The 21,608-nt window shown below is 67.6% G+C and carries 22 protein-coding genes and 1 pseudogene; 6 read left to right on the top strand and 17 right to left on the bottom strand.

Annotated elements, in window-relative coordinates:
• The first annotated feature begins 246 nt into the window (after positions 1-246).
• Positions 247-1,455 carry an ABC transporter substrate-binding protein gene (locus DVH29_RS13460; RefSeq protein WP_114646707.1) on the top strand — a complete coding sequence of 403 codons (1,209 nt, stop codon included), beginning with the start codon at positions 247-249 and terminating at the stop codon, positions 1,453-1,455.
• A 71-nt stretch (positions 1,456-1,526) separates the two neighbouring features.
• Here DVH29_RS13460 and DVH29_RS13455 read toward each other — a convergent pair whose 3' ends face one another.
• From DVH29_RS13455 to DVH29_RS13410, 10 genes are all read right to left on the bottom strand, one after another.
• Entirely contained in the window at positions 1,527-2,810 is a 1,284-nt protein-coding gene (locus tag DVH29_RS13455; protein ID WP_114646706.1) for a branched-chain amino acid ABC transporter permease, read from the bottom strand.
• Entirely contained in the window at positions 2,807-3,811 is a 1,005-nt protein-coding gene (locus DVH29_RS13450) for a branched-chain amino acid ABC transporter permease (RefSeq protein WP_114646705.1), read from the bottom strand. Before DVH29_RS13450 ends, DVH29_RS13455 begins: the two co-directional genes overlap by 4 nt.
• 61 nt (positions 3,812-3,872) lie before the next feature.
• Complete coding sequence (locus DVH29_RS13445; RefSeq protein ID WP_114646704.1) at positions 3,873-4,577, bottom strand: ABC transporter ATP-binding protein; 705 nt, start codon at positions 4,575-4,577, stop codon at positions 3,873-3,875.
• On the bottom strand, positions 4,574-5,359 hold the full coding sequence (locus DVH29_RS13440) for an ABC transporter ATP-binding protein (protein ID WP_114646703.1): 786 nt from the start codon (positions 5,357-5,359) through the stop codon (positions 4,574-4,576). Before DVH29_RS13440 ends, DVH29_RS13445 begins: the two co-directional genes overlap by 4 nt.
• Before the next feature lie 88 nt (positions 5,360-5,447).
• Positions 5,448-5,816: a methylglyoxal synthase gene (locus tag DVH29_RS13435; RefSeq protein ID WP_114646702.1), complete on the bottom strand. Its 369-nt coding sequence runs from the start codon at positions 5,814-5,816 to the stop codon at positions 5,448-5,450.
• A 3-nt stretch (positions 5,817-5,819) separates the two neighbouring features.
• Complete coding sequence (locus DVH29_RS13430) at positions 5,820-6,209, bottom strand: response regulator (RefSeq protein WP_114646701.1); 390 nt, start codon at positions 6,207-6,209, stop codon at positions 5,820-5,822.
• Between the two features lie 109 nt (positions 6,210-6,318).
• Entirely contained in the window at positions 6,319-7,371 is a 1,053-nt protein-coding gene (locus tag DVH29_RS13425; protein WP_114646700.1) for a protein-glutamate methylesterase/protein-glutamine glutaminase, read from the bottom strand.
• Positions 7,368-8,231, bottom strand: coding sequence for a CheR family methyltransferase (locus DVH29_RS13420; RefSeq protein ID WP_199562595.1), 864 nt, complete (start codon positions 8,229-8,231; stop codon positions 7,368-7,370). The genes DVH29_RS13425 and DVH29_RS13420 overlap by 4 nt, the downstream gene beginning before the upstream one ends.
• 12 nt (positions 8,232-8,243) lie before the next feature.
• Positions 8,244-8,843: a methyl-accepting chemotaxis protein gene (locus DVH29_RS16805; protein ID WP_439331627.1), complete on the bottom strand. Its 600-nt coding sequence runs from the start codon at positions 8,841-8,843 to the stop codon at positions 8,244-8,246.
• 1,101 nt (positions 8,844-9,944) lie between these two features.
• The gene (locus DVH29_RS13410) at positions 9,945-10,529 is read right to left on the bottom strand and encodes a hypothetical protein (protein WP_114646697.1); all 585 of its coding nucleotides are present in this window, start codon (positions 10,527-10,529) and stop codon (positions 9,945-9,947) included.
• Between the two features lie 283 nt (positions 10,530-10,812).
• On the opposite strand from DVH29_RS13410, the gene DVH29_RS13405 reads away from it, so the two are divergent.
• On the top strand, positions 10,813-11,163 hold the full coding sequence (locus tag DVH29_RS13405; RefSeq protein ID WP_147276094.1) for a hypothetical protein: 351 nt from the start codon (positions 10,813-10,815) through the stop codon (positions 11,161-11,163).
• 67 nt (positions 11,164-11,230) lie between these two features.
• Here the strand turns inward: DVH29_RS13405 and DVH29_RS13400 are convergent, their stop codons facing one another.
• From DVH29_RS13400 to DVH29_RS13385, 4 genes are read right to left on the bottom strand one after another with little or no spacing between them, the layout of a single operon-like run.
• On the bottom strand, positions 11,231-11,719 hold the full coding sequence (locus DVH29_RS13400; protein WP_114646695.1) for a chemotaxis protein CheW: 489 nt from the start codon (positions 11,717-11,719) through the stop codon (positions 11,231-11,233).
• A 27-nt stretch (positions 11,720-11,746) separates the two neighbouring features.
• Positions 11,747-13,912, bottom strand: a complete 2,166-nt coding sequence (locus DVH29_RS13395) for a chemotaxis protein CheA (protein ID WP_114646694.1) — start codon at positions 13,910-13,912, stop codon at positions 11,747-11,749.
• 41 nt (positions 13,913-13,953) lie between these two features.
• On the bottom strand, positions 13,954-14,322 hold the full coding sequence (locus tag DVH29_RS13390; protein ID WP_199562594.1) for a response regulator: 369 nt from the start codon (positions 14,320-14,322) through the stop codon (positions 13,954-13,956).
• A complete protein-coding gene (locus DVH29_RS13385) occupies positions 14,319-14,612 on the bottom strand; it encodes an STAS domain-containing protein (RefSeq protein WP_158541675.1) in 294 nt (97 codons plus the stop codon). The genes DVH29_RS13390 and DVH29_RS13385 overlap by 4 nt, the downstream gene beginning before the upstream one ends.
• A gap of 129 nt (positions 14,613-14,741) precedes the next feature.
• Between DVH29_RS13385 and DVH29_RS13380 the strand changes: the two genes are divergently transcribed.
• Positions 14,742-15,260, top strand: coding sequence for a DUF805 domain-containing protein (locus tag DVH29_RS13380; protein WP_114646692.1), 519 nt, complete (start codon positions 14,742-14,744; stop codon positions 15,258-15,260).
• On the opposite strand, the gene DVH29_RS13375 is transcribed toward DVH29_RS13380, so the two are convergent.
• Positions 15,245-16,309, bottom strand: a complete 1,065-nt coding sequence (locus DVH29_RS13375; protein WP_114646691.1) for an enoyl-CoA hydratase/isomerase family protein — start codon at positions 16,307-16,309, stop codon at positions 15,245-15,247. The genes DVH29_RS13380 and DVH29_RS13375 overlap by 16 nt on opposite strands.
• Positions 16,310-16,448: 139 nt before the next feature.
• Here DVH29_RS13375 and DVH29_RS13370 point away from each other — a divergent pair, with 139 nt between their 5' ends.
• The 3 genes and pseudogenes from DVH29_RS13370 to DVH29_RS16800 all read left to right on the top strand — a co-directional run.
• A complete protein-coding gene (locus DVH29_RS13370; RefSeq protein WP_114646690.1) occupies positions 16,449-17,774 on the top strand; it encodes an NAD(P)H-dependent oxidoreductase in 1,326 nt (441 codons plus the stop codon).
• Positions 17,771-18,889, top strand: a complete 1,119-nt coding sequence (locus tag DVH29_RS13365) for a pyridoxal phosphate-dependent aminotransferase (RefSeq protein ID WP_114646689.1) — start codon at positions 17,771-17,773, stop codon at positions 18,887-18,889. The genes DVH29_RS13370 and DVH29_RS13365 overlap by 4 nt, the downstream gene beginning before the upstream one ends.
• 111 nt (positions 18,890-19,000) lie before the next feature.
• A pseudogene (locus DVH29_RS16800) lies at positions 19,001-19,606 on the top strand (sugar transferase); the annotation flags it as partial.
• A gap of 57 nt (positions 19,607-19,663) precedes the next feature.
• Here the strand turns inward: DVH29_RS16800 and DVH29_RS16795 are convergent.
• Both DVH29_RS16795 and DVH29_RS13350 read right to left on the bottom strand, forming a co-directional pair.
• Complete coding sequence (locus DVH29_RS16795; protein ID WP_114646713.1) at positions 19,664-19,924, bottom strand: spike base protein, RCAP_Rcc01079 family; 261 nt, start codon at positions 19,922-19,924, stop codon at positions 19,664-19,666.
• A 64-nt stretch (positions 19,925-19,988) separates the two neighbouring features.
• Complete coding sequence (locus tag DVH29_RS13350; RefSeq protein ID WP_199562593.1) at positions 19,989-21,398, bottom strand: phosphohexomutase domain-containing protein; 1,410 nt, start codon at positions 21,396-21,398, stop codon at positions 19,989-19,991.
• Between the last annotated feature and the right edge of the window lie 210 nt (positions 21,399-21,608).

The following is a 21,608-nucleotide window of genomic DNA, read 5'->3' as shown; positions in this document are numbered from 1 at the left end:
GCAGCATCCTGGGCGAAGGGGGGCTCAAGGGTCCAAACTGGCAAATCGGCCGGGGTTAAGCAACTGGCCGATCACGAAAATCGCGTGGCGAATCCTGATGACTTCGCCGCCGCCTTCGTGCAATGCTGTCCTCCGGAAGGGCCACCAGCGAGGGGGCTCATCCGTCGGGGCTGCCCGAACCGGGGACGTGCCGAAAGGCGGCACGGGGCGGGCACATCCCGACGAAAACTTTTTTTGAGGGAAATCATGCGTCACATCAAAAAATCTCTGACCCTTGCGGTCGCGGCCAGCGTTCTGTCGGTCGCCGCCCCCGCCCTGGCCCAGGATGCCACGATCGGCTTTCTCGGCGGGCTGACCGGCCCCATCGAATCCATGGCGCCGGGCATCGTCGCAGGTGCGCAGATGGCCGTCGACCAGGTCAACGCCCAGGGCGGCCTTCTCGATGGCGGCACGCTCTCGATGATCACCGCCGACTCCGCCTGCGACGCGACCGGCGGCGCCAATGCGGCCGACCGCCTGATCAACTCCGACAACGTCACCGCCATCGTGGGCGGGCTGTGCACCGGCGAGACGGTCGGCGGCGCGCAATCGGCCGGCATTCCCGGCGGCGTGGTGATGGTCTCGCCCGCCTCCACCGCCCCGTCGCTCACGACGCTGGACGACAACGACCTCGTGTTCCGCACCACCCCGTCCGACGCCTTCCAGGGCACGAAGATGGCCGACCTGCTGCTCGCCAAGGGCATCAATGACGTGGCGCTGACCTATGTGAACAACGACTATGGTGCGGGCTTCGCCAATGCCTTCGTCACGGCCTATGAGGCCGGCGGCGGCTCGGTGATGGCCAATCTGGCCCATGAGGACCTCAAGGCCGACTACCGCGCCGAGCTGGGCACGCTGGCCTCCTCGGGCTCGATGAACCTCGTCGTGCTCGCCTATGCCTCGTCCTCGGGCCAGACCCTGCTGCGCCAGGCGCTGGAATCGGGCAATTTCGAAACCTATGTCGGCGGCGACGGCATGGTCGGCGACGACCTGTTCACCGGGGTCGACGCCTCGGCGCTCGAAGGCATGATCGTCACCCGCGCCGGTGCCTATGAAGGCCAGTCGGCCGACGTGTTCGGGCAACTGGCCGGCGAGGCCGGCATCGACGCCGGCGCCATCTACGCCCCCCAGGCCTATGACGCCGCCTTCATGCTGGCGCTCGCCATCGAAAAGAACGGCTCGACCGACCGCGCCGGACTCTCGGCAGCGCTGCGCGAAATTTCCACCGCCCCGGGCGAAACCATCCTGCCGGGCGAATGGGAAAAGGCCAAGGAGCTGATCGCGGCCGGCCAGGACATCGACTATGAAGGCGCCGGCGGCAATATGGACTTCGACGAAGCCGGCGACATCGAAGGCGTCATCGTCGAACTAGTCATCCAGGACGGCGCCTTCGTCGAGATCGGCGTCATCGAATAAGCCCTCGGCCCGTCCGAGATACGAAAGCCCGGAGCGCTGCGCTCCGGGCTTTTTTTCGTTGGGGAAAAGGGTCAGTCGTTGCGCTTGATGAATTCGGGCAGCAGGCCCCTGGGGGCGAAGCGCAGGGAGATGGCGACGATCAGCCCCATGACGAAGACGCGCATCTGCACGGCGCGGGTCTCGATATCGGGGATGGCGCCCCAGCCCTGCGAGGCGCTCCAGCCGCTCAGCGTGGTGAAGAGACTCTGGGCCAGGGGCTCGGACAGCATCCACACCATATAGATGAACAGCCCGCCGAACAGGGCGCCGAAATTATTGCCCGCCCCGCCGACGATCAGCATCACCCAGATGATGAAGGTGTGGTTGATCGGCTGGAAGCTCGAGGGATCGTAGATGCCCACGAAGGAGACGAGGATGGCCCCGCCAATGCCCATCAGGACCGAGCCGAAGACGAAGATCTCCAGCTGGCGCCCAGTGACGTCCTTGCCCATGGAGCCGGCGGCGATGTAGTTGTCGCGGATGGCGCGCATCATCCGCCCCCACGGCCCCACATAGGCCCGGTGGATGAGGAACAGCGCGATGAGCACCACCACGGCGACCACGGCGAGAAAGCCGCCCCGGGCCAGGATGAAGCTGGTGGTGATATCGGCCCCATTGGCCTGGTAGAATTGCGGATTGGGCACCGGCCAGGAAATCGGCGAGACGGTGAGCGTGCCGCGGGTCAGCCATTCGAGGTTCTTGATCACCGCGCGCAGGATCTCGGCGATGCCGATGGTGGCGATGGCGAGATAGTCGGCGCGCAGCCCCAGGCTGACCTTGCCCACCAGATAGCCGATCAGCCCGGCCAGAACCCCGCCGAACGCCCAGCCCAGCAGCACCGGCAGGCCCAGCCCGCCGACCCAGCCCGAGGTCGAGGTGATGTAATTGGCCGCCGGGTCCATCTGGCTGCGGAAGATCACATAGGCGATGAACCAGGCGACGACGATCACCGCCCCGCGCGCCGCGCCGGTGACGCCGAAGCGCTGCACCCGATGGGCGAACCAGATCAGCACCGCGCCGATGGCGGCCCCGAGGACGACCTGCCCGAGCATCAGCGGCCCCGCCGACTGCCAGAAGGCGTGGTTGACCGGATAGGAAACGAAGGTGACGGCGAAGCCGCCCACCATCAGCATGCCCAGAATGCCGAAATTGAACAGCCCGCCAAAGCCCCACTGGATGTTCAATCCCATCGCGATCAGCGCATAGGCGGAGGCCTCGACCAGAAGGCGCATGGTGAAGGCCGAGCCCATGGTCATGGCGACGCCGACGATCAGTGCGACCAGCGCCGCAAAGACGGTGATGTAACGCATCGTCATGTGGAGGCTCCCTTAAAAATCCCGGTCGGGCGCACCAAGAGCACGACGACGAGGATGACGAAGGCCACGGTGAGCTTGTATTCGGACTGCACCAGGGACAGCGTATTGGGGATTTCGATCCATTCGGGCAGGGCGTCGCGGAACGGCCGCAACACCACCGCCCAGTTGAACACCGCCAGCGTCTCGGCAAATCCAAGGACGAAGCCCCCCGCGATGGCGCCATAGGCATGGCCCAACCCGCCCAGGATGGCGGCGGCGAAGATCGGCAGCACGATGTTGAAGGCGAGGTCCGGCTTGAGCGAAACGTCCAGCGCCAGCATGGTGCCGGCGAGGCATGCCAGCGCGCCGGCGATCACCCAGGTGACGCGCACCACCAGCCTTGTGTTGATGCCCGAGACCTTGGCCAGATCGGGATTGTCGGCCATGGCGCGCATGCCCTTGCCCAGCCGCGAGCGGGTGAGGAAGTAATGCAGCGCCACCACCGCGACGATGGTGGACAGCACCAGGAGCAATTGCGGCTCGGAAAACGAGATCGGCCGCGTGACGCCCTCGAAGGGCAGGTCGATGCGGATGAGCTTCTTGGGCTGGGTCTCGAAGAAGGAATAGGTGCCGACCCCGAAGATCAGCCGGATCAGGCCCTGGATCATCATGGTGACGCCGATCGAGGCGATCAGCAGCGTCACCGGCTTGGCCCCATGGGCCCGCAGGGGGGCGTAAAAGCCCTTGTCGATCCCCAGCGCGAAGACCGCGGCGATGACCATGGCGAAGGGCACGACGATAAAGCCGGTGGGCAGCGGGAAGGCGATGCCCATGGCCGCCACCGCCCCGGCCAGGACGAAGGCGATGAAGGCCCCCATGGTCATCATGTCCCCATGGGCGAAATGGGCGAAGCGCAGAATGCCGAAGATCAGCGTGACCCCGACCGCGCCCAGCGCATAGACCGAGCCGAGCACCACGCCGCCGATGATCGCCTGATTGAAAAAGAAGATGAAATCGTTCATGTGCTTATCGTTCCTGCGGCATGGACGGGTGCGGTCCCCATGTCTCGTCTTGCGCGGCGGATCATCCTCCCAGAAAGCTCCTCGCCACCTCGGGATCGTCGAGCAGCTCCTGCCCCGTGCCGGTGAAGCGGTTCTGCCCATTGGCGAGCACGAAGCCCTTGGTGGCGAAGGCCAGCGCCTGGCGGGCGTTCTGCTCGACCATCAGGATGCCGACGCCGGCGGCGTTGATCTTGACCACCTGCTCGAAGATTTCCATCATGTAGCGCGGAGAGAGGCCCGCCGAGGGCTCGTCGAGCATCAGCAGCTTGGGCCGGCTCATCAGCGCCCGGCCCATGGCCACCATCTGGCGCTGGCCGCCGGACAATTCGCCGGCCGGCTGGCGGCGCTTGGCCTTGAGGTCGGGGAACATCTCATAGACCATGTCGAGGCTGTCGCTGAGATCGTCGCGCCGGATGAAGGCGCCCATCTCGAAATTCTCGTGCACGGTCATCGAGGTGAACACATTGTGTTCCTGCGGCACGAAGGAGAGGCCCAGCGGCACCAGCCGGTCGGCCTCGAAATTGGTGATGTCCTGCCCCGCGAAGGTGACGCTGCCCCCGGTGACGGTCAGAAGGCCGAAGATCGCCTTCAGCGTCGTCGACTTGCCCGCGCCGTTCGGGCCGACGATCACCCCGATATCGCTGGCCTCGATGGCGATGTCGACCCCGTTGAGGATCGGGGCGCCGCCATAGCCGGCGACCAGCTTGTCCAGCGCGATGAGACTCATCGGGCGACCTCCACCGGGCCGCCGAAATAGGCCTCGACGATCATGGGATTGGCGCGCAATTGCTCCATGGTGCCCTTGGCGATCACCTCGCCCTGCGCCATGACGATCACCGGATCGCACAGGCGGGCAATCAGGTCCATGTCGTGCTCGATGACGAAGAAGGTGTAGCCGAGCTCGGAATTCATGCGCTCGATATTGGCGGCGAGATCGTTGAGCAGGGTCTTGTTGACCCCCGCCGCGACCTCGTCGAGCAGCACCACCTTGGCGTCGACCATCATGGTGCGGCCCAGTTCGAGCAGCTTTTTCTGCCCGCCCGAGAGATTGCCGGCCAACTCGTTGCGCACATGGCCGAGTTTTAGAAAATCGATGACGTCGAGGGCCTTCCGGCGCACTTCCGCCTCGCGCGCCGCCACCTTGCCGGGCTGGAACCACAGGGCGGCGAGGTTTTCGCCTGGCTGGTCTCCCGGCACCATCATGAGGTTTTCGAGCGCCGTCATCTGGGAGAATTCATGGGCGATCTGGAAGGTGCGCAGCATGCCCAGCCGGAACAGTTCATGGGGCTTGAGCCCGGTGATGTCCTCGCCGTCGAAGATGATCGCGCCGCTGGTCGGGGGGAAATTGCCCGCCACCATGTTGAACAGCGTCGACTTGCCCGCCCCGTTGGGCCCGATCAGCCCCGTGATCGATCCGCGCGCCACCTCGAGCGAACAGTTCGAGACAGCCGTCAGCCCTCCGAACCGTTTGGAGACGTTGCGGACCTCGATTACCGTATCACTCGCCAAATTGCGCCTTGCCCCCGATCGTTATCGCACTGGAATGCCACGCTGGTGGAATTGCGGCATCTGGTCACAAGCGGCCGATCCGGTCAACTCAAAGCGCACCGAGAATCGCCTGGGCTGTGGACTTGTTGTAGGCGACGGGAATGTCGTAGAGGGTCGCCAGCCGGGTCAGCGCCTTGACGTCCACGTCATGGGGCAGCGCGCTGAGGGGATCGATGAAGAAGATCAGCGCGTCGAGCCGGCCCTCGGCGATCATCGCGCCCAATTGCGCGTCCCCGCCCAGGGGGCCGCTCTTGAGGGCGTGGATCGCGAGCCCGGTGCCCGCCGCCACCCGCCCGCTGGTGGTGCCGGTGCCCACGAGATCGAACCCGGCCAGGCGCTCGCGGTTGTCCCGAGCGAAGGCCACCATGTCGTCCTTCTTGTCGTCATGGGCGACCAGCCCGATGGTCTTGCGCGCCATGGGCTAGCTCAGCGCCCCGATCACCGCCTCGATGCGCTTTTTCATGGTGGCGGCATCGAAGGGCTTGATGATGTAGTTGTTGACCCCGCATTCGATGGCCTCCTTGACCTGCTCCTTGTCGGAGCGGCCGGTGGCCATGATGAAGGGCAGCGCCTGGGTGCGCGGATGCTTGCGGATCACCTTGAGCAGGGTGAGCCCGTCCACATCATCCATGTTCCAGTCCGAGATGATGAGGTCGACACTGGTCTTTTCGAGCTTGGTCAGCGCATCGCGCCCGGACTTGGCCTCGATGATGTCCTTAAAGCCCAGTTGGGTGAGGATGTATTTGCAGATGCCGCGCATGGATTGCTGGTCATCGACGATCAGAACGGAAACGGCACTGGCCTTGGGCATTGTCTTCCAGCTTTTGCTTATAGGGTCGGCCGGGTCGTCCCCTGCCCGTCCGCCCCTGGATGGTCACTTGTGGCGAGACTAAGGCGCAAGGGTTACCATATTCGAAATTTCAGGCGGCAGTTCTGAGCTTGAGGAGCGCGGCGGCCAGACGGCCGGCGATGCGCTCCAGCGGCGCCTCCTCGACCACCGCCCCGATCTCGAAGGCGGCCTTGGGCATGCCGTAGATCAGCGCCGAGCCCCGCGACTGCCCGATGGTGAAGGCCCCCGCCTCGCGCATGGCCTTGAGCCCCTGCGCGCCGTCGCGCCCCATGCCGGTGAGGATGGCCCCCACCGCCATCGGCCCGGCCACCCGCGCCACCGAATGGAACAGCACGTCGACGCTGGGCCGGTGGCCCGACATGGTCTCGTCCTGGGAGACGCGGCATTTGAGCTGGCCCGAGCTGCGCTCCACCCGCAGGTGATGATCGCCCGGCGCCACATAGGCGCGGCCGCGTTCGAGCACCATGCGATCGGCCGCCTCGACCACCCCCACCGGCACCAGCTCGTCGAGCCGGGCGGCGAAGCGCGCCGTGAACCCCTTGGGCATGTGCTGGGCGATGACGATGGGCGGGCAATCGGGGGGCATCGCGGCCAGCACCTGGCGGATGGCTTCCACCCCGCCGGTCGAGGCGCCGATGGCGACCAGCGCCCCCTCGGGCGCCGCCGCTGTCCTGAGCGGCAATTCGGGCACCGCCGCCTCGGGAGCGCGGGCCAGCACGTCGGACTGGGCGGCGTGGCGCACCTTTTCGCGCAGCACCGCCCCGAACTCCTCGATGCCGCCCGGCGTGTCGGGCCCCGGCTTGGCGACGAAATCCACCGCGCCCAGCTCCAGCGCCAGCATGGTCTCGGACGCCCCACGCGTCGTGAGGGTCGAGACCATCACCACCGGCATGGGGCGCAGCCGCATGAGTTTTTGCAGAAAGGCCAGCCCGTTCATGTTGGGCATCTCGATATCGAGGGTGACGACATCGGGGGCGAGGGCCTTGATCTTCTCACGCGCATCGAGCGGGTCCTGCGCCGTGCCCACCACGACGATGTCGCCCTCCTTGGCGAGGGTGCGGCTCAGCACCTCGCGGATCAGCGCGGAATCATCGACGACGAGAACCCTGATCCGGCCGCTCATGCTGCATCCCTGGCAGTGGTGATCGATTTGCGCTGATAGACGGTCTTGCCCACCAGCTTAAAACCCTTGGAGACGGCCTGGAGGTTTTCCGAATGGCCGATATAGAGGAAGCCGTCCGGGGCCAGAACCTCCCCCAGCCGGTCGAACAGCCGGCCCTGGGTCGGCTTGTCGAAATAGATCGCCACATTGCGGCAGAACACGGCGTCGAACGGCCCCTTGAACGGCCAGGGGGCCATGAGGTTGAGCAGGTTGAAGGTGATCACCTCGCGCGCCGCGGACGGGATGCGGACCTCGCCGCGCGGGCCCCGCTCGAACAGCGCCTGGCGTTGGGCCGAGAGCCCATTGAGCTCGCCCGCCGGATAGATCCCCTCGGCCGCCCGGGCGATGACGCTGGAATCGATATCGGTGGCAAGGATGCGGAAATCCCAGCGGCCGAGATCGGGAAAGGCGGCGAGGAGGGCGAGGGCGATGGTATAGGGCTCCTGCCCCGTCGAGCATCCGGCCGACCAGATGCGCAGGCGCGGCCGCCCGCCCTTGCCCACACGCTGCGGCCGGGCGATCAGTTCGCCCACATGGGTCCTCAGGTGATCGAAATGATGGTCCTCGCGGAAAAAGCGCGTGAGATTGGTGGTCAGCGCGTTGACGAAGGCCTGATCGTCGGCGGGGCTGCCGCCATGGTCGAGGAAATCGATATAGGCGTCAAAGCCCGGCAGCCCCAGGGCGCGCACGATCTTGGAGAGCCGCGACACCACCAGCGTGCGCTTGGCATCGGAGAGCGAGATGCCGGCGATCTTGTACACCCGCTGCCGTATGCGCGTGAACTCCCTGTCGCTCAATGCGAATTCGCCGATATCCACCATGCCCATTCCTGCCTACCCCCGGGCCGCTGCCCGGGACCATGCGCCATCTTCGTCGTCCTCGCGGAGCGCTTCGGCCTGGCGTTCGGCCATCCCGCCCATACGGGCGATGTCCCCGTCCGCCGCCGCGATCGCCGCCCCGCCCGCTGCGAGACTTGTGTCGATCATCGCGGCTCCCTCCCTTAGATTCCGTAAATTGGCGGTGAGGGCGTCCACGGTCTCGGCCAGCCCCTCGGCCTCGGCGAGGCCCCGGTCGAAATCCTCGCGCCCGGTGCGCACGAGGGCGCGTATCTGCTTCGAGGTCTTGGCGCTGGCCTGGGCCAGTTCGCGCACCTCGGCGGCCACCACGGCGAAGCCCGCCCCCTTCTCCCCGGCCCGCGCCGCCTCGACGGCGGCGTTGAGCGCCAGGAGATTGGTGCGGAAGCTCACATTCTCGATGCCGGCCACCAGCGTATCGATCTGCCCGACCAGACGGTCCAGCGCCTCGACGCGGGAGCGGGTCTGCCGGGCGGCGGCCAGGGCGGTATCGGTCCGGGGCGCCAACGCCCCGCTCTCCTCTTCCAGCCGGGCGGCGGCCGAGCGCCCCTGCCCCAATTCGGCCTGCGCGCTGTCCATATGGGCCCGCGCCGCCGCGGCGGCCTGCGACAGCGCCGCGGCGCTGGTGCGGCAGGTCTCGACCAGCGCGTCGATTTGCGTAAGCCGGGAGCGGGCGGTGCGATAGCGGTCCCGCGCCGCATCGCGCTCGGCCCCCAGCGCATCGAAGCGCGCCGCAAGGGCGCCCAGCCGGATCGAGAGCGGATCGTTGGCGCCGGCAAGGGCCGCGCTGTCGCCCTCGGCCAGCGCGTCGAACCGGGCCAGCGCGGTATCGAGGGCCACGAGGCCGGCATTGACCGCTTCAAGCTCGGGGGCGTCGAGCAGGTGGGGTTCGGCGATGCGATGGCCGGTGTCGCCCCCGGCGAGAGCGTCGGCCAGCCCGGCAAGGGCGGCGGGCGCGACGACCACGCCGGGCCGGTCGAGCTCGATCAGCCAGCGCTCTCCCCCCAGCGGGGTGGCGGTGGCGCGGAAGCGCTGGTCGGCAAGGCGGGTGAGAAGGACGGTCGGGGCGGGGTCCAGATCGATGGGGAGGCCGAGCAGCGCCGTGGCGGTGTCGGTTTCCGCGCATTCGGGGGCCAACGCGGTGAGCCCGGCGCTCATCTTGAGGATCACGCCATCGCCATCGACCAGCATGACCGGGCGGGCAAGGGCTTCGAAGGCGGTGGAATAGGTCCCGGCCCGTTCGAGCCGCTGGCACAGCCCGGCGATGATCGCCTGCACATAGGCCATTTCCTCGCTGCGCCCGATGGCCCCTTCCCCCACCGCATCCCCGAGCCAGGAGAGGGCCCGGCGCTGGGCGCGCTCGGCGAGGATCGCGGCGGCGAAGGAGACAGCGATGGTGGCGGCCCAGAGCCCCGCGACGATCAGCGGCCAGTCGGGGCGCGCCGCAAAGGACACGGCAACCCAGAGCGCGACCGCCAGAGTGGCGGACCAAAGCGCAAGCAGAGCGGCAACGAGGCGCGGACGTCGCATCGGGCATCCAGAACGGTCACGGGTCGACCCACGCTACCCGCCTATGGTTAACGCTTGGTGTGCGAGCGGCTGCGGCGGTAAGGAAGAATTAGGTCCTTGCTTGTCGCGTTTCCGAACCGGACAAGTGGTGCCCACCTGTCCTGGAAACACTCAAAACAATTCGATATCGTCGCTGGCCGGGCGGATGGCCTGGCGGCGGGCGATGGCCAGTTCCTCATGGCCCAGCCGCGCGGTATCGGTGCTGTCGAGGCGCTTGACGAAGGCGCGCCCGGTGACCGGCTGGAACAGCACCCGGCGGGCATAGCTCCCCCCCAGATCCTCGCTGGCGATGCCATAGCCTTCATCGGCGAGGAACTGACGGACGAATTCGATGTTCTTGCGCCCCACATCGTTCATGCCCGCATGGATATTGCCGCCGCCGAACACCTTGAATTCCAGATTGGCCTTGCGTCCGCTGCCCTGGGTGAGGACCATGTTGATCAATTGCTCCATGGCGAAGGCGCCATAGCGCGCCGATTCCCCGAAGCGGTCGCGCGAGGAGCCCGACTGGGTGCCGAGCAGGAAGTGGTTCATGCCCCCGACCCGGGCCACGCCATCGCGCACGCAGGCCGAGACGCAGGAGCCCAGCACCGTCGAGAAGGTGGTCTCGGACACGCCCGAGACGAGGCAATCGCCCTGGTGAACGGTGGTGACGATGCCGCGAGACAGGCTCTCGGGCCGGACGGGGGAAAGCATAGAGGGTGTTCCTTGAGCGCCCCCAACCCTAGCGCCGCATTTGTTAGGCTTTTCCTAACCCTGGGGATGGATGTGTACGGACCATGGCGGGTAGTGGGGCGATTAGGGTGCGTGGGTACTTGGTGAAGCGCTGCGCCCCCCTCATCCGTCTCGGACCTTACGGTCCGATCCACCTTCTCCCACCAGGGGAGAAGGAAGAAAGGCGCGGCGGTGGCAAGCATCGGTTTAGAAGTTGGGGCTAAGGTCCCCTGTTTGGTGAGGGGATCGGGCGCGAGAGGATTTGATGGTTTTGCACAGACTGGCCAGGGAATTGGACGAAACGGCGCGCCAGACCGCCGAGATGGTCGAGGGCATCGCCGCGAGCCTCAGGACCCTGGACGACCCGACGCTCGACGGCGCCACGGCCCGCGCCACCGCCATGCGCCAGATCGTCGTCGCCCTCCAGATGCAGGACCGGATCGAGCAGCGCTGCCGCAACATGGCCCAGGCGGTGCGCCAGATGGCCGAGCATGCCCCCGACGCCGCGCGGAGCGGCGCGGATGTGTGGTCAGCCCTCACCCTCGACGAATTGCGCGACGAAGCGCTGTCGGGCCTCGCCGCCCGCGCCAAGCCCGGCGAGATCGAATTCTTCTGAGCCGGCCCTGAAACGACAAAACCCGCCACATGGGCGGGTTTTTGGGGAAACGGGGCCGATCCGTCGCTCAGGCGTCGGTGCGCGCCCCAGCGACCACGGCGGCGAGGTCGATCAGCCCCACCATGCCGTTTTCATGGGTGACGATGCCATTGAGCAGCTCGGTATCGATGGAATTGCCCTCGGGAACCGCGTGGATGTCGTCGCGCGACACGGTGAGGATGTCGGACACCGCATCGACCAGAATGCCGATCCATTTGTCGCCGACGCTCATCACCACCACCACATGGTTCTTGGTGGGATTGGTCTTGCCGTCGCCGAACCGGGCCCGCAGGTCGAAGATCGGCACGATGGTGCCGCGCAGATTGATCACCCCGCGCACATAGTCGCGCGTATTGGGCAGGGGCGTCGCCCCGTTCCAGGCGCGGATCTCGCGCACCGTGGTGATCTCGACCCCATAGATCTGCTCATCGATGGAAAAGGCGATGAGCTGCAGCGCGTTCTGGCTCGTGGCTGCGGTGCTGTCGTGATAATCGTCGCGGATGCCCAGCGCTTCCATGTCTCACCCTCGTTCTGGCGCACGCCGTCAGGCGGCGGTGCGGTGCGCGTTCGTCGACTTGAGACTTTGCACGTCAACAATCAACGCAACGTTACCGTCGCCCAGAATCGTGCCGCCGGCGATGCCCTCGATGCGCTCGTAATTCTCCTCGAGCGATTTGATCACCACCTGCTGCTGGCCGATGATGTCGTCGACCACCAGCGCGATCTTGGAATTGCCCTCGGCCTCGCACAGGACGACGAAGCGGTCGGCCTCCTCCTCCCCGGTCTCCAGCGCGAAGCGGCTGGCGAGATCGACCACCTGCACATATTCGCCCCGCACCTGCAGCACCTTGCCCCCCGAGGGCATGGTGCCGAAATCGGCGCGTGAATTCTGGATGGTCTCGACGATGGACGAGAGCGGGATGACATAGGGGCAGCCGGCCACCTTGACCAGCATGACGTCGAGCACCGCAAGCGTCAGCGGCAGGCGCAGCGTCATGCGCGTGCCCTTGCCGACAAAGGAGCGCACATGCACCGAGCCGCCGATCTTCTTGATGTTGGAAAGCACCACGTCCATCCCCACCCCGCGCCCGGAAATGTCGGAGACCTCCGAGGCGGTGGAAAAGCCCGGCGCGAAGATCAGATTGTCGATCTGCTCCTCGGTCAGTTGCTGGTCGGGGGCGACGACGCCGCGCTTGCGCGCCAGGGCGAGCACGCGCTCGCGGTCGATCCCCTGCCCGTCATCCTCGACCGCGATGAGGATATTGCCGCCGGCCTGTTCGGCCGAGAGCCTGATGGTGCCGGTCTCGGGCTTGCCCATGGCGAGGCGCGCCGCCGGGTCCTCGATGCCGTGATCGGCGGAATTGCGCACCATATGGGTGAGCGGATCGGACAATTGCTCGATGACCGTCTTGTCGATCTCGGTGTTCTCGCCGATGGTTTCGAGCCGGATCTTCTTGCCGGTCCGCCCCGACAATTCGCGCACCAGGCGCGGCATGCGCGAGAACACCGATTTGACCGGCTGGGCCCGGATGGCCATCACCGCGTCCTGCAGGCCGCGCGTGGTCTGGGCCAGCACCTCGAGCCCGCGCACCAGCTCCTGGTAGCGGTCGCGGATGGCGTCGTCCATCTGCTGGGTGAGCATGGACTGGGTGATGACCAGCTCGCCCACCATGTTGACCACGCGGTCGACCTTGTCGAGATCGACCCGGATCGACGCCATGCCGACCGGCCGGCCGGGATTGGCACTCTCGTCGGTCTCGGCGGGGCGGGAGGGCGGCGGCGGCGCGGCGACGGCAGGGGCCGACTCCGAGAGGGCGTCGGCGAGCATGGCGGTGAGGTCGGCCGGCGCTTCCGGCTCGGGCGCGCGCGGGGCGCGGGGTTCGGCCTTGGCCAGCTCGGCCAGCGCCGCGAAGCTGGGCACAGCGTCTTCGTCGGCCTCGGCAGCGTCCTGCCGCGCGATATCGATGAGGCAATCGCCCTCGACGAATTCGAACACTTCGCGGATGGCCGCTTCCGTGGCGGTCTCGGAGCGCAGTTCGAGGGCCCAGCCGCAATAGACCCCGAAGGGCTCGAAATCGGCCAGCGCCGGGATGGAGGTCGGCCGCGCGGTGACCTGCATCTCCCCGAGCAGCGCCAATTCGCGGAACAAGAGCAGCGGATCGTTGGCGCGCTCATAGAGCGTGGGAAGCGGCAGGAAATCGATATGCCACAGGGCGCGCCCGTCGGACGGGGCCGGCCGGGCCGAATCGAGATCGACGGCGACGGGGGTGAAGTCGATGTCGAAATCCTCCATCGGCGCCGTGTCATCGGGTGCGGGGGCCACCTCGCCCCGCGCCAGAGCGTCGAACTGGGCTTTCTCTTCCGCCCCGTAATCGGCGGCGAGGGCCTCCCCGCTGCGCGCGGCGGCGACGAAATCGGCCACGATGTCGATCGAACGGATGCACAGGACCACCACGTCCTCGCCCAGTTCGATCCGGCCCTCGCGCACATAGTCGAGCAGGGTCTCGAAGCTGTGGGCGAAGCGGACCAGCGCGTCGAAGCCGAAGGCCCCGCCCCCGCCCTTGATGGAATGGATGGCGCGGAACACCGCGTTGAGCCGCCCGGCCTCGCGATCGCCGTCCTGAATGGCGGAAAACTGCTCCTCGAGTTCGAGCAGCAGTTCCGAGCATTCGTCGAAATAGGTGGCCTTGAATTCGTCGAGGTCACTCATGGTTGCCGCAGCCACCCCCAGATTGAGCGTTTAGAGAACCGTCAATGGACGACCTTGTTGATGACGGAAATGAGCTTTTCGGGATCAAAGGGCTTGACGATCCAGCCGGTGCCGCCGGCGGCGCGGCCCTGATCGCGCTTGTCTTGACTGGTCTCGGTGGTGAGGATCAGGATGGGCAGGCTCTGATGCCGCCCGGTGGCCCGGACATTCCGTATGAACTCGATGCCGTCCATCACCGGCATGTTGATGTCGGTGATCACCACGTCGACCTCCTGGCGGCCGAGCATGTCGAGCCCGACCTGGCCGTTCTCGGCCTGGATCACCTCGAAGCCGGCATTGGTGAGGGTGTGATGCAGCATGGCCAGAATGGTCCGGGAATCATCGACGGTGAGAACGCGCATCTTGGTCATCTGTCCCTTGAGAGCGGAGCGAAGGCCTCGGCGAGGCCAAGCCTTGCAATGGCGGCCCGCACCGCATCGCTGGTCTTTACGATCGAAAGCTCCGAGCCCGCCCGCCGCGCCGTCTCCGCCGCGCTGAGCAGCATGAACAGCCCATTGGTGGACATCCGCTCCACCGCAGCGGCGGAAATCTCCACCGGGCCCGCATGGAGTGCATCGAGCAGCGCCTCGCGCAGGGCGTCGAGCGCATCGAGGTCGACGATGCGCGGCAGCGCGACGGACTGGATTGGCGGCGTGGCCATGGACGAACGGACTCCGGGCGGGGTTCGAAACTGCCGCGAGTGTCGCCAAAAAGCGTTTAAGAAACCGTAAACCATAGCGTCCCGCGCCACCCTGAGTTAGGGTCCCCCGCGCGAGCGAGGGAGGGAACCATGGGGTTCGTCGAGGCCATCAAGGCCGGCTTTGCCAATTATTTCGTCTTTACCGGCCGGGCACGGCTATCGGAATTCTGGTGGTTCATCCTGTTCGTCATCCTGGGCGGCATCGGGTTTTCCATCATCGACTGGCTGATCTTCGGGATCGATCCGCAAACCGGGGAAGGACGGCGGGTGCTCTCGGGCCTGTTCCACCTCGCCGTGCTGTTTCCCACCCTCACCGTGGCCTGGCGCCGCATGCACGATACGGGGCGGCCGGGCTGGTACGTGCTGGCGCCCATGCTGCTGTCCTTCGCCTTCATGCTGTTCGCCTTTGGCGGGGTGTTCGCCTTCACCATGCTCGAGGTGCGGACTGGCGATCCCGGCGCGCTGATCGGCCCGGCCGCCATGCTTGGCGCCTTCGGCATGCTGGCGATGGGCGTGCTGCAACTGGTGCTGACCGTCCTGATGATCTGGTGGTTGAGCCGCCCCTCCGAGCCCGGCGACAACCAATACGGGCCCTACCGCTCCGCCTGAGCCGGCACGGGCGACAGCAGCGCATCAAGCCCCACCCTGTCCACATCGGCCAGCCGATCGGGCAACCATCTGGGCCGGCGGTCCTTGTCGACCAGGACGGCGCGCACCCCTTCGGCGAAATCGGGCCGCAGCGCCATCCATCTGGCCAGCGCCAGATCGGTGCGCAGAATGGCCATGACGTCGCGCTGCCGCCGGGCCAGGCGATGGGAGAGCAGCGTCGCCACGACGCTGGTGGGGCAATGGCCGGCAATGGCGCCGTAAAGCGCCGCCGCGCCGGGGTCCCCATCATCGCCCAGATCGCGCAATTCGGCGAGGATGGCCTCGGCGTCGGGCTTTTCGAACGCGGGGGCGAGTGTATCGGCCAGGGCGCAGAACCCTGCCACACCCGGATCGTCCGCCTCGGCCTGGATGGCGGCGGCTATGGCGAGGTCGAGATCGCCCGCCACCGAAGCCTCGATCAGCCGGTCGCGCAGGCTGCCCAGCGCGGCGCGCGGCACGGCGGCATCGGCCAGCCCCAGCCCGATGGCATCGGCCGCCCCCACGGTCTGGCCCGAGAGGAGGAAGGCCAGGGCCCGCGCCTCCCCGGTCTTGTAGAGCAGCGCATTGACCCCGACATCGCAGAAAAAGCCGATGGCCCCCTCGGGCATGGCGAAACGGGCATCGAGCGTCGCCACGCGATAGCGCGCATGGCTGGAAATGCCGATCCCACCGCCCATGACGATGCCGTGCTGGAGGGCGACGATGGGCTTGGGAAAGCTCGAGATGAGCCCGTTCATCTGGTATTCGTCGGCAAAGAAGGCGCCGACCGCCTCCACCCTGCCGGCCAGGGCCAGCTCGCGCGTGGCCCGCACGTCGCCGCCGGCGCACAGCCCCTTTTCCCCCTCGCCCTCGATCACCACCATGGCGATGCCCGGATCGCGCTCCCAGTCGTGGAGCGTATCCAGCACGTCGGCGATCATCTCGGCGGTGAGCGCATTGATGGCGCCGGACCGGGCCAGGGTGACGATGCCGCAGGCCTCGCTGACGGCGAACTTGACGAAGGGGTCCATGGGCACTCCTCTGGTGGGGCGCGGCCATATTGCCCGCGTGGCGGCACAAATTGAAGCCCTTGCCGCGATGACGTTTCCCTTTGGGTCAAAATGGAATAGGTAAGCCCCAAGACACCCTTTCCCTCAGAGTCCCAGGGACATGACAATCAGCAAGACGGGCATCGCCCTCGATCTTCACAATCGCGCCCGTTCGGGCAAACCGATCCGGCTCGGCCTCATCGGGTCGGGCGAAATGGGCACCGACCTCGTGACCCAGGTTTCGCTGATGGAGGGCATCGAGATCGCCGCCATCGCCACACGCCGCCCCCATACCGCCATGGCGGCCATGGACATCGCCTATGGCGAGGGGGCCGGGCAGGACCATGCGCGCGAAACCGATTCCCGCGCCGCCATGAGCGCCGCCATCGACCAGGGCCGCATCGCGGTGACCGCGGATACCGAGCTGATGGTCACCGCCCCCGAGGTCGACGTGATCATCGACGCCACCGGCAAGCCGGGAGTGGGCGCCGATTTCGACCTTCTGGGCATGGAGCACGGCAAGCATCTGGTGATGATGAATGTCGAGGCAGACGTCACCATCGGCCCCTATCTCAAGCACGAGGCCGACCGGCTGGGGGTGATCTATTCGGTGGGGGCGGGAGACGAGCCCTCCTCCTGCATGGAGCTGATCGAATTCGTCTCGGCGTTGGGGCTGGAGATCGTCGCGGCGGGCAAGGGCAAGAACAATCCCCTCGACCACGACGCGGTGCCGGCCGACTATATCGAGGAAGCCACGCGCCGCAACATGAACCCGCGCATGCTGGTCGAATTCATCGACGGCTCCAAGACCATGGTGGAGATGGCGGCCATCGCCAACGCCACCGGGCTGGTGCCCGACATCGCCGGCATGCACGGCCCCGATGCCGACCGCGATTCCCTTCCCAAAATCCTCATCCCCAAGGCCGATGGCGGGGTGCTCAACCGCTCCGGCGTCGTCGATTACACCATCGGCAAGGGGGTGGCGCCGGGCGTCTTCGTCATCGCCAAGGCGACCCATCCCCGCGTCGTCGAGCGCATGGACGACCTGCATGTGGGGGTGGGGCCTTATTACGGCTTTTACCGCCCCTATCACCTCACCAGCCTCGAAGTGCCGCTGACCGCGGCGCGCATCATGCTGCACGGCAAGGCCGACATGGTGCCGTTGTCCAATCCGGTGGCCGAGGTCTGCGCCGTGGCCAAGCGCGACCTCAACCCGGGCGAGCCGCTCGATGCCATCGGGGAGACCTGCTACCGCTCGTTCGTCATGACGGTAGGCGACGCGCGGGCGCAAGCGGCAATCCCTGTGGGCCTGCTCGAAGGCGGGCGGGTGACCGCCCCCATCGCCAAGGGACAATTGCTGACCCGGGCCAACGCCACCCCCGACACGACGACCAAGCTCTACGCCCTGCGCCAGCGCCAGGACGAGATGCTGGGGCTGGCCCGGTGAGCGAGGGGCCCGTCGCGCCCCGGCCCGCCGGGGTGATCGCCGCCCTCCCCGCCACGGTGCCCTTTGTCGGGCCCGAAGTGATCGAGCGCCGGACCGGCCGCCCCTTCCGGGCCCGGCTGGGGGCCAATGAGAACGCCTTCGGCCCCTCGCCCCGTGTGGTCGCGGCCATCGCCGCCCATGCGGGTGACGTGTGGACCTATGGCGATTCCGAAGCCTTCGAGTTGCGCGCGGCGCTGGCCGCCCATCTGGACCTGCCGCGCGATGCGATCACCGTGGGCGAGGGCATTGACGGGCTGCTGGGCCTTGTCTGCCGGCTCTATCTCGAACCGGGCGACCGGGTAGTGACCTCGCTGGGCGCCTATCCGACCTTCAACTACCACGTCGCCGCGCAAGGGGCCGAACTGGTGACCGTGCCCTATCGCGACGACCGCGAGGACCTCGATGCCCTGGCCGAAGCCGCCCGCGCGATGCCGACCGCCATCGTCTATCTCGCCAACCCCGACAACCCCATGGGCACCTGGTGGCCGCGCGCGGCGGTCGAGGATTTCATCGCCCGCGTGCCGGGCCAGACGCTGATCGTCCTCGACGAGGCCTATGGCGAGACGGCGCCCAAGGGCACCCTGCCCCCCTCGACCCTCTTGCGGCCCAATCTCCTCCGCTTCCGCACCTTTTCCAAGGCCTATGGGCTGGCCGGCATGCGGGTGGCCTATGGCTTCGGGGAACCCGGCGCCATCGCGCTGTTCGACCGCATCCGCAACCATTTCGGCGTCAACGCCCTGGCCCAGATCGCCGCCCGCGCCGCGCTGGCCGATGCGGATCATATGCGGGCGGTTGTGGATAAGATCGGGGATAACCGCCGCGCCCTCGCCGAACTGGTGGCCGAACTGGGCCTTGCCGCCATCCCCTCGGCGACCAATTTCCTCGCCATCGATTGCGGCGGGGCCGCCCGGGCCGACGCCATGCTCAAGGCCCTGCTCGATAAGGGAATTTTCGTACGTAAACCGACTGTGCCAGTGCTCGATCGCTGCATCAGGATCTCCATCGGCCGGCCCGAGCAGATGGCGCTGGCCCATGCGGCGCTGCGCGCGGCGGCGGCCGAAACCGGCGCCCTGTAGCGGGCCCCCTGCGCCGGTCGGCACCCCCCGCTCCCCTTGCCGAGCGCGCCGCGCTGCGACATTGTTTCATCCTCCGTTAACCAGTGCGGATGGCGGTGGGGGGCATGGGCGATGGTCGAGATTTTCGACGCCGGTTATGCACGCAAGGGTCGAGGGGCGTTCCGGCTCCGAGCACGGATGCGCGGATCGCGTGCCCTCCAGCTTGCCACGAAGCGCCTGTTCGATATTGCCGGGAGCCTCGTCCTGCTCGCCTTGGTGTGGCCGTTGCTCATCGGGCTGGCGCTGTGGGTGAAGGCCGCGAACCCGGGCCCGGCGATCTTCCGCCAGGAGCGGACCGGATGGGGCGAACAGCCCTTCATCCTCTACAAGTTCCGCACCCTTGGCGAGGACGGCCGGCCATGGGGGCCGGGAGCGGGCTTCCTGCGCCGCAGCGGGCTCGACGAATTGCCGCAGCTCCTCAACGTCATCCGGGGCGACATGGCGCTGGTCGGACCGCGGCCGCATGAAACCGGCATGAAGGTGGCGGGCGTGCCCTATGCCGAACTGGCGCCCCTCTACAGCCTGCGGCACGCCATGCGGCCGGGCATCACCGGCCGGGCCCAGGCCCATGGGCTGCGCGGCCCGCTGAGGGACGCAGAAACCGCCCGGGCCCGCATCGCGCACGACCTCGCCTATGTGGAGAATTTTTCCCTGTGGCTGGACCTGAAAATCCTCTGGCGGACCCTGGTCCATGAATTGCCGCGCGGCCTCGACGACCGCGCGGGGGCATTGGACCTAATACAGCCCGACGATCTGGCTGGCGGTGCCGGTTTCGAGAACCCGCACGGCGCGCACCGGCAGCAAGGCCCCGTCGGGCAGGTTGTGGAAGGTGATCGCGTCGCCCCCGGCGAGGCGGACAGCCAGCGTGCCGCCGGTACCGACATAGAGCGCGCGGGTGACCGCGACCAGATCGGCCCCGTCATCGGGCACGATGGCAAAGCCGGCGCTGGCCGGTCCTTCAAGGCTTGAGGCACGCGTCGAAAATCGGTCGGTCATCATCCTGTCTCCGCTCGGATTTGGCGGCACAAAGCATAGGCGCGGCCACCAGGGCGGGGATAAATCAGCCGCCGAGCCGGGCGGCCAGCCGGGCCATCATCGCCTCCAGCACCGCCCGCGCCGCCTCGGGCGAGGGCGCTTCCACATAGCAGCGCAATTCCGGCGCATTGCCCGATTGGCGCACATGCACGATGACGCCATCGGCCCGAACCATGCGCGTCCCGTCCGTGGTGTCGATGGCGGCGGGATGGGCCAGATGCGGATCGAGGGCGCGCCGCGCCGCGTCGGAACGCGCCAGTTCGGCGACGAGGCCATGGCCGCGATCCGGCGCGACCTGCGGGAGCCGATCGGCCAGCATGGCGCGCGGCGGCAGGCGGTCGGCAAGGGCGCGGACGGCGACGCCTTCGCGCCGGGCCTCGGCCAGCACGGTGATGAGGGGCAGCAGCGCGTCGCGGGTCGGCAGCGGCGAGATGGGCCGCCCCCCATTGTCGAGCGTGGTCTGGACGAGAAAGCCGCCATTGGCCTCGAAGCCGACAATGGCCGTGCCCGGCGCCGTCTCCATGGCTTCGATGACGAAGGGCGAGCCGATCCGGGTGCGCGCCAGATGGGCGAACCAGCCCGAGGCCTCGATGGCGCTGGTCGAAGTGAGCGGGGTAACGACGCTGTCGGCCCCCAGCGCAAGCGCCGCCAGCGCCCCGAGCACGTCGCCATTGACCTGCACGCCCTCGGCATCGAGCAGCAGCGGCCGGTCGCCATCGCCATCGGTCGAGACGATCGCATCGAAGCCGTGTTCCCGGCCCAGGGCCCGCAGGCGGGCGAGCGCCGCCGGGTCCACCGCCTCGGTATCGACGGCGATGAAATCCGCGCTCGGCTCGAGCACCGTGCAGCTTGCGCCGAGCGCGGACAGGAGCTCCTCCATGTCGCGCCAGCCCACGGCGGAATGGGCATAGACCCCCAGCCGCAGCCCCTCGAGCGCGCCGGGGGCGAAGGCCGACAGCAGCCTTTGGCGATAGGCGAGGCGGGCGGCGGGATCGGGCTCGGGGAGCGCGAAGCCGGCCGGCGTGGCGGACGGGCGCCCGGCCACCGCATCGAGGATCGGCTGCTCGTCGGATTTGCGCAATTCCCCGTCCGGGCGATAGAATTTGAGCCCGTTCTGGTCGGCGGGGATATGGCTGCCGGTGACCATGATGGCGGGGATGGCGCGCGCCATGGCAAAGCCGGCCAGGGCCGGCGTCGGCAGCGCCCCGCAAAACAGCGGCTCCCAGCCCGCGCCCCGCGCCGCGGCGGCCACCGCCGCGGCAATGGCGGGGCTGGAGGCGCGCCGATCCATGCCGATGGCGAGCTGGCGGGCGCGCGCGCCCGCCGCGGCGGTGTCGAGGAAGGCCTCGACATAGGCCGCGGTCAATTCCGGCGTGAAGCCTTCGGCCGGCCCCCTGAGGCCGGACGTGCCGAATTTGATCTGATGCTGTGCCAAGGCGTCGGCCCCCCGATTGCGTCTGCCGATACCTTTATGCGGTTTGGAAGCGGGGGATCAAGGGTGGGGGAGGCGATTGACGCCGCCTCAGCACCCCCCTCATCCGCCCCTTCGGGCACCTTCTCCCACCAGGGGAGAAGGGAGTCCGTGGGGCTAGCGCTCTGCCTTTGCTTCTCCCGGGGTGGAAGATGGGAACCCCTGAGGTGGCGG

The organism is Pelagibacterium lacus, assembly GCF_003345525.1.
Lineage (GTDB): Bacteria > Pseudomonadota > Alphaproteobacteria > Rhizobiales > Devosiaceae > Pelagibacterium > Pelagibacterium lacus.
This window is presented reverse-complemented; position numbering and strand designations above follow the sequence as displayed.

Bases quoted from the DNA above. Each gene is read 5' to 3' on its own strand.
- DVH29_RS13385 (WP_158541675.1), bottom strand. From the start codon at position 14,612: ATGGCCACGCCGCCAATCCAGTCCGTCGCGCTGCCGCGCATCGTCGAC.
- DVH29_RS13455 (WP_114646706.1), bottom strand. From the start codon at position 2,810: ATGACGATGCGTTACATCACCGTCTTTGCGGCGCTGGTCGCACTGATC.
- DVH29_RS13380 (WP_114646692.1), top strand. From the start codon at position 14,742: ATGGGGTTCGTCGAGGCCATCAAGGCCGGCTTTGCCAATTATTTCGTC.
- DVH29_RS16795 (WP_114646713.1), bottom strand. From the start codon at position 19,924: ATGACCGACCGATTTTCGACGCGTGCCTCAAGCCTTGAAGGACCGGCC.
- DVH29_RS13425 (WP_114646700.1), bottom strand. From the start codon at position 7,371: ATGAGCGGCCGGATCAGGGTTCTCGTCGTCGATGATTCCGCGCTGATC.
- DVH29_RS13445 (WP_114646704.1), bottom strand. From the start codon at position 4,577: ATGAGTCTCATCGCGCTGGACAAGCTGGTCGCCGGCTATGGCGGCGCC.
- DVH29_RS13430 (WP_114646701.1), bottom strand. From the start codon at position 6,209: ATGCCCAAGGCCAGTGCCGTTTCCGTTCTGATCGTCGATGACCAGCAA.
- DVH29_RS13410 (WP_114646697.1), bottom strand. From the start codon at position 10,529: ATGCTTTCCCCCGTCCGGCCCGAGAGCCTGTCTCGCGGCATCGTCACC.
- DVH29_RS13395 (WP_114646694.1), bottom strand. From the start codon at position 13,912: ATGAGTGACCTCGACGAATTCAAGGCCACCTATTTCGACGAATGCTCG.
- DVH29_RS13400 (WP_114646695.1), bottom strand. From the start codon at position 11,719: ATGGAAGCGCTGGGCATCCGCGACGATTATCACGACAGCACCGCAGCC.
- DVH29_RS13435 (WP_114646702.1), bottom strand. From the start codon at position 5,816: ATGGCGCGCAAGACCATCGGGCTGGTCGCCCATGACGACAAGAAGGAC.
- DVH29_RS13375 (WP_114646691.1), bottom strand. From the start codon at position 16,309: ATGGACCCCTTCGTCAAGTTCGCCGTCAGCGAGGCCTGCGGCATCGTC.
- DVH29_RS13450 (WP_114646705.1), bottom strand. From the start codon at position 3,811: ATGAACGATTTCATCTTCTTTTTCAATCAGGCGATCATCGGCGGCGTG.
- DVH29_RS13420 (WP_199562595.1), bottom strand. From the start codon at position 8,231: ATGGTGGATATCGGCGAATTCGCATTGAGCGACAGGGAGTTCACGCGC.
- DVH29_RS13390 (WP_199562594.1), bottom strand. From the start codon at position 14,322: ATGACCAAGATGCGCGTTCTCACCGTCGATGATTCCCGGACCATTCTG.
- DVH29_RS16805 (WP_439331627.1), bottom strand. From the start codon at position 8,843: ATGGACAGCGCGCAGGCCGAATTGGGGCAGGGGCGCTCGGCCGCCGCC.
- DVH29_RS13370 (WP_114646690.1), top strand. From the start codon at position 16,449: ATGACAATCAGCAAGACGGGCATCGCCCTCGATCTTCACAATCGCGCC.
- DVH29_RS13405 (WP_147276094.1), top strand. From the start codon at position 10,813: ATGGTTTTGCACAGACTGGCCAGGGAATTGGACGAAACGGCGCGCCAG.
- DVH29_RS13460 (WP_114646707.1), top strand. From the start codon at position 247: ATGCGTCACATCAAAAAATCTCTGACCCTTGCGGTCGCGGCCAGCGTT.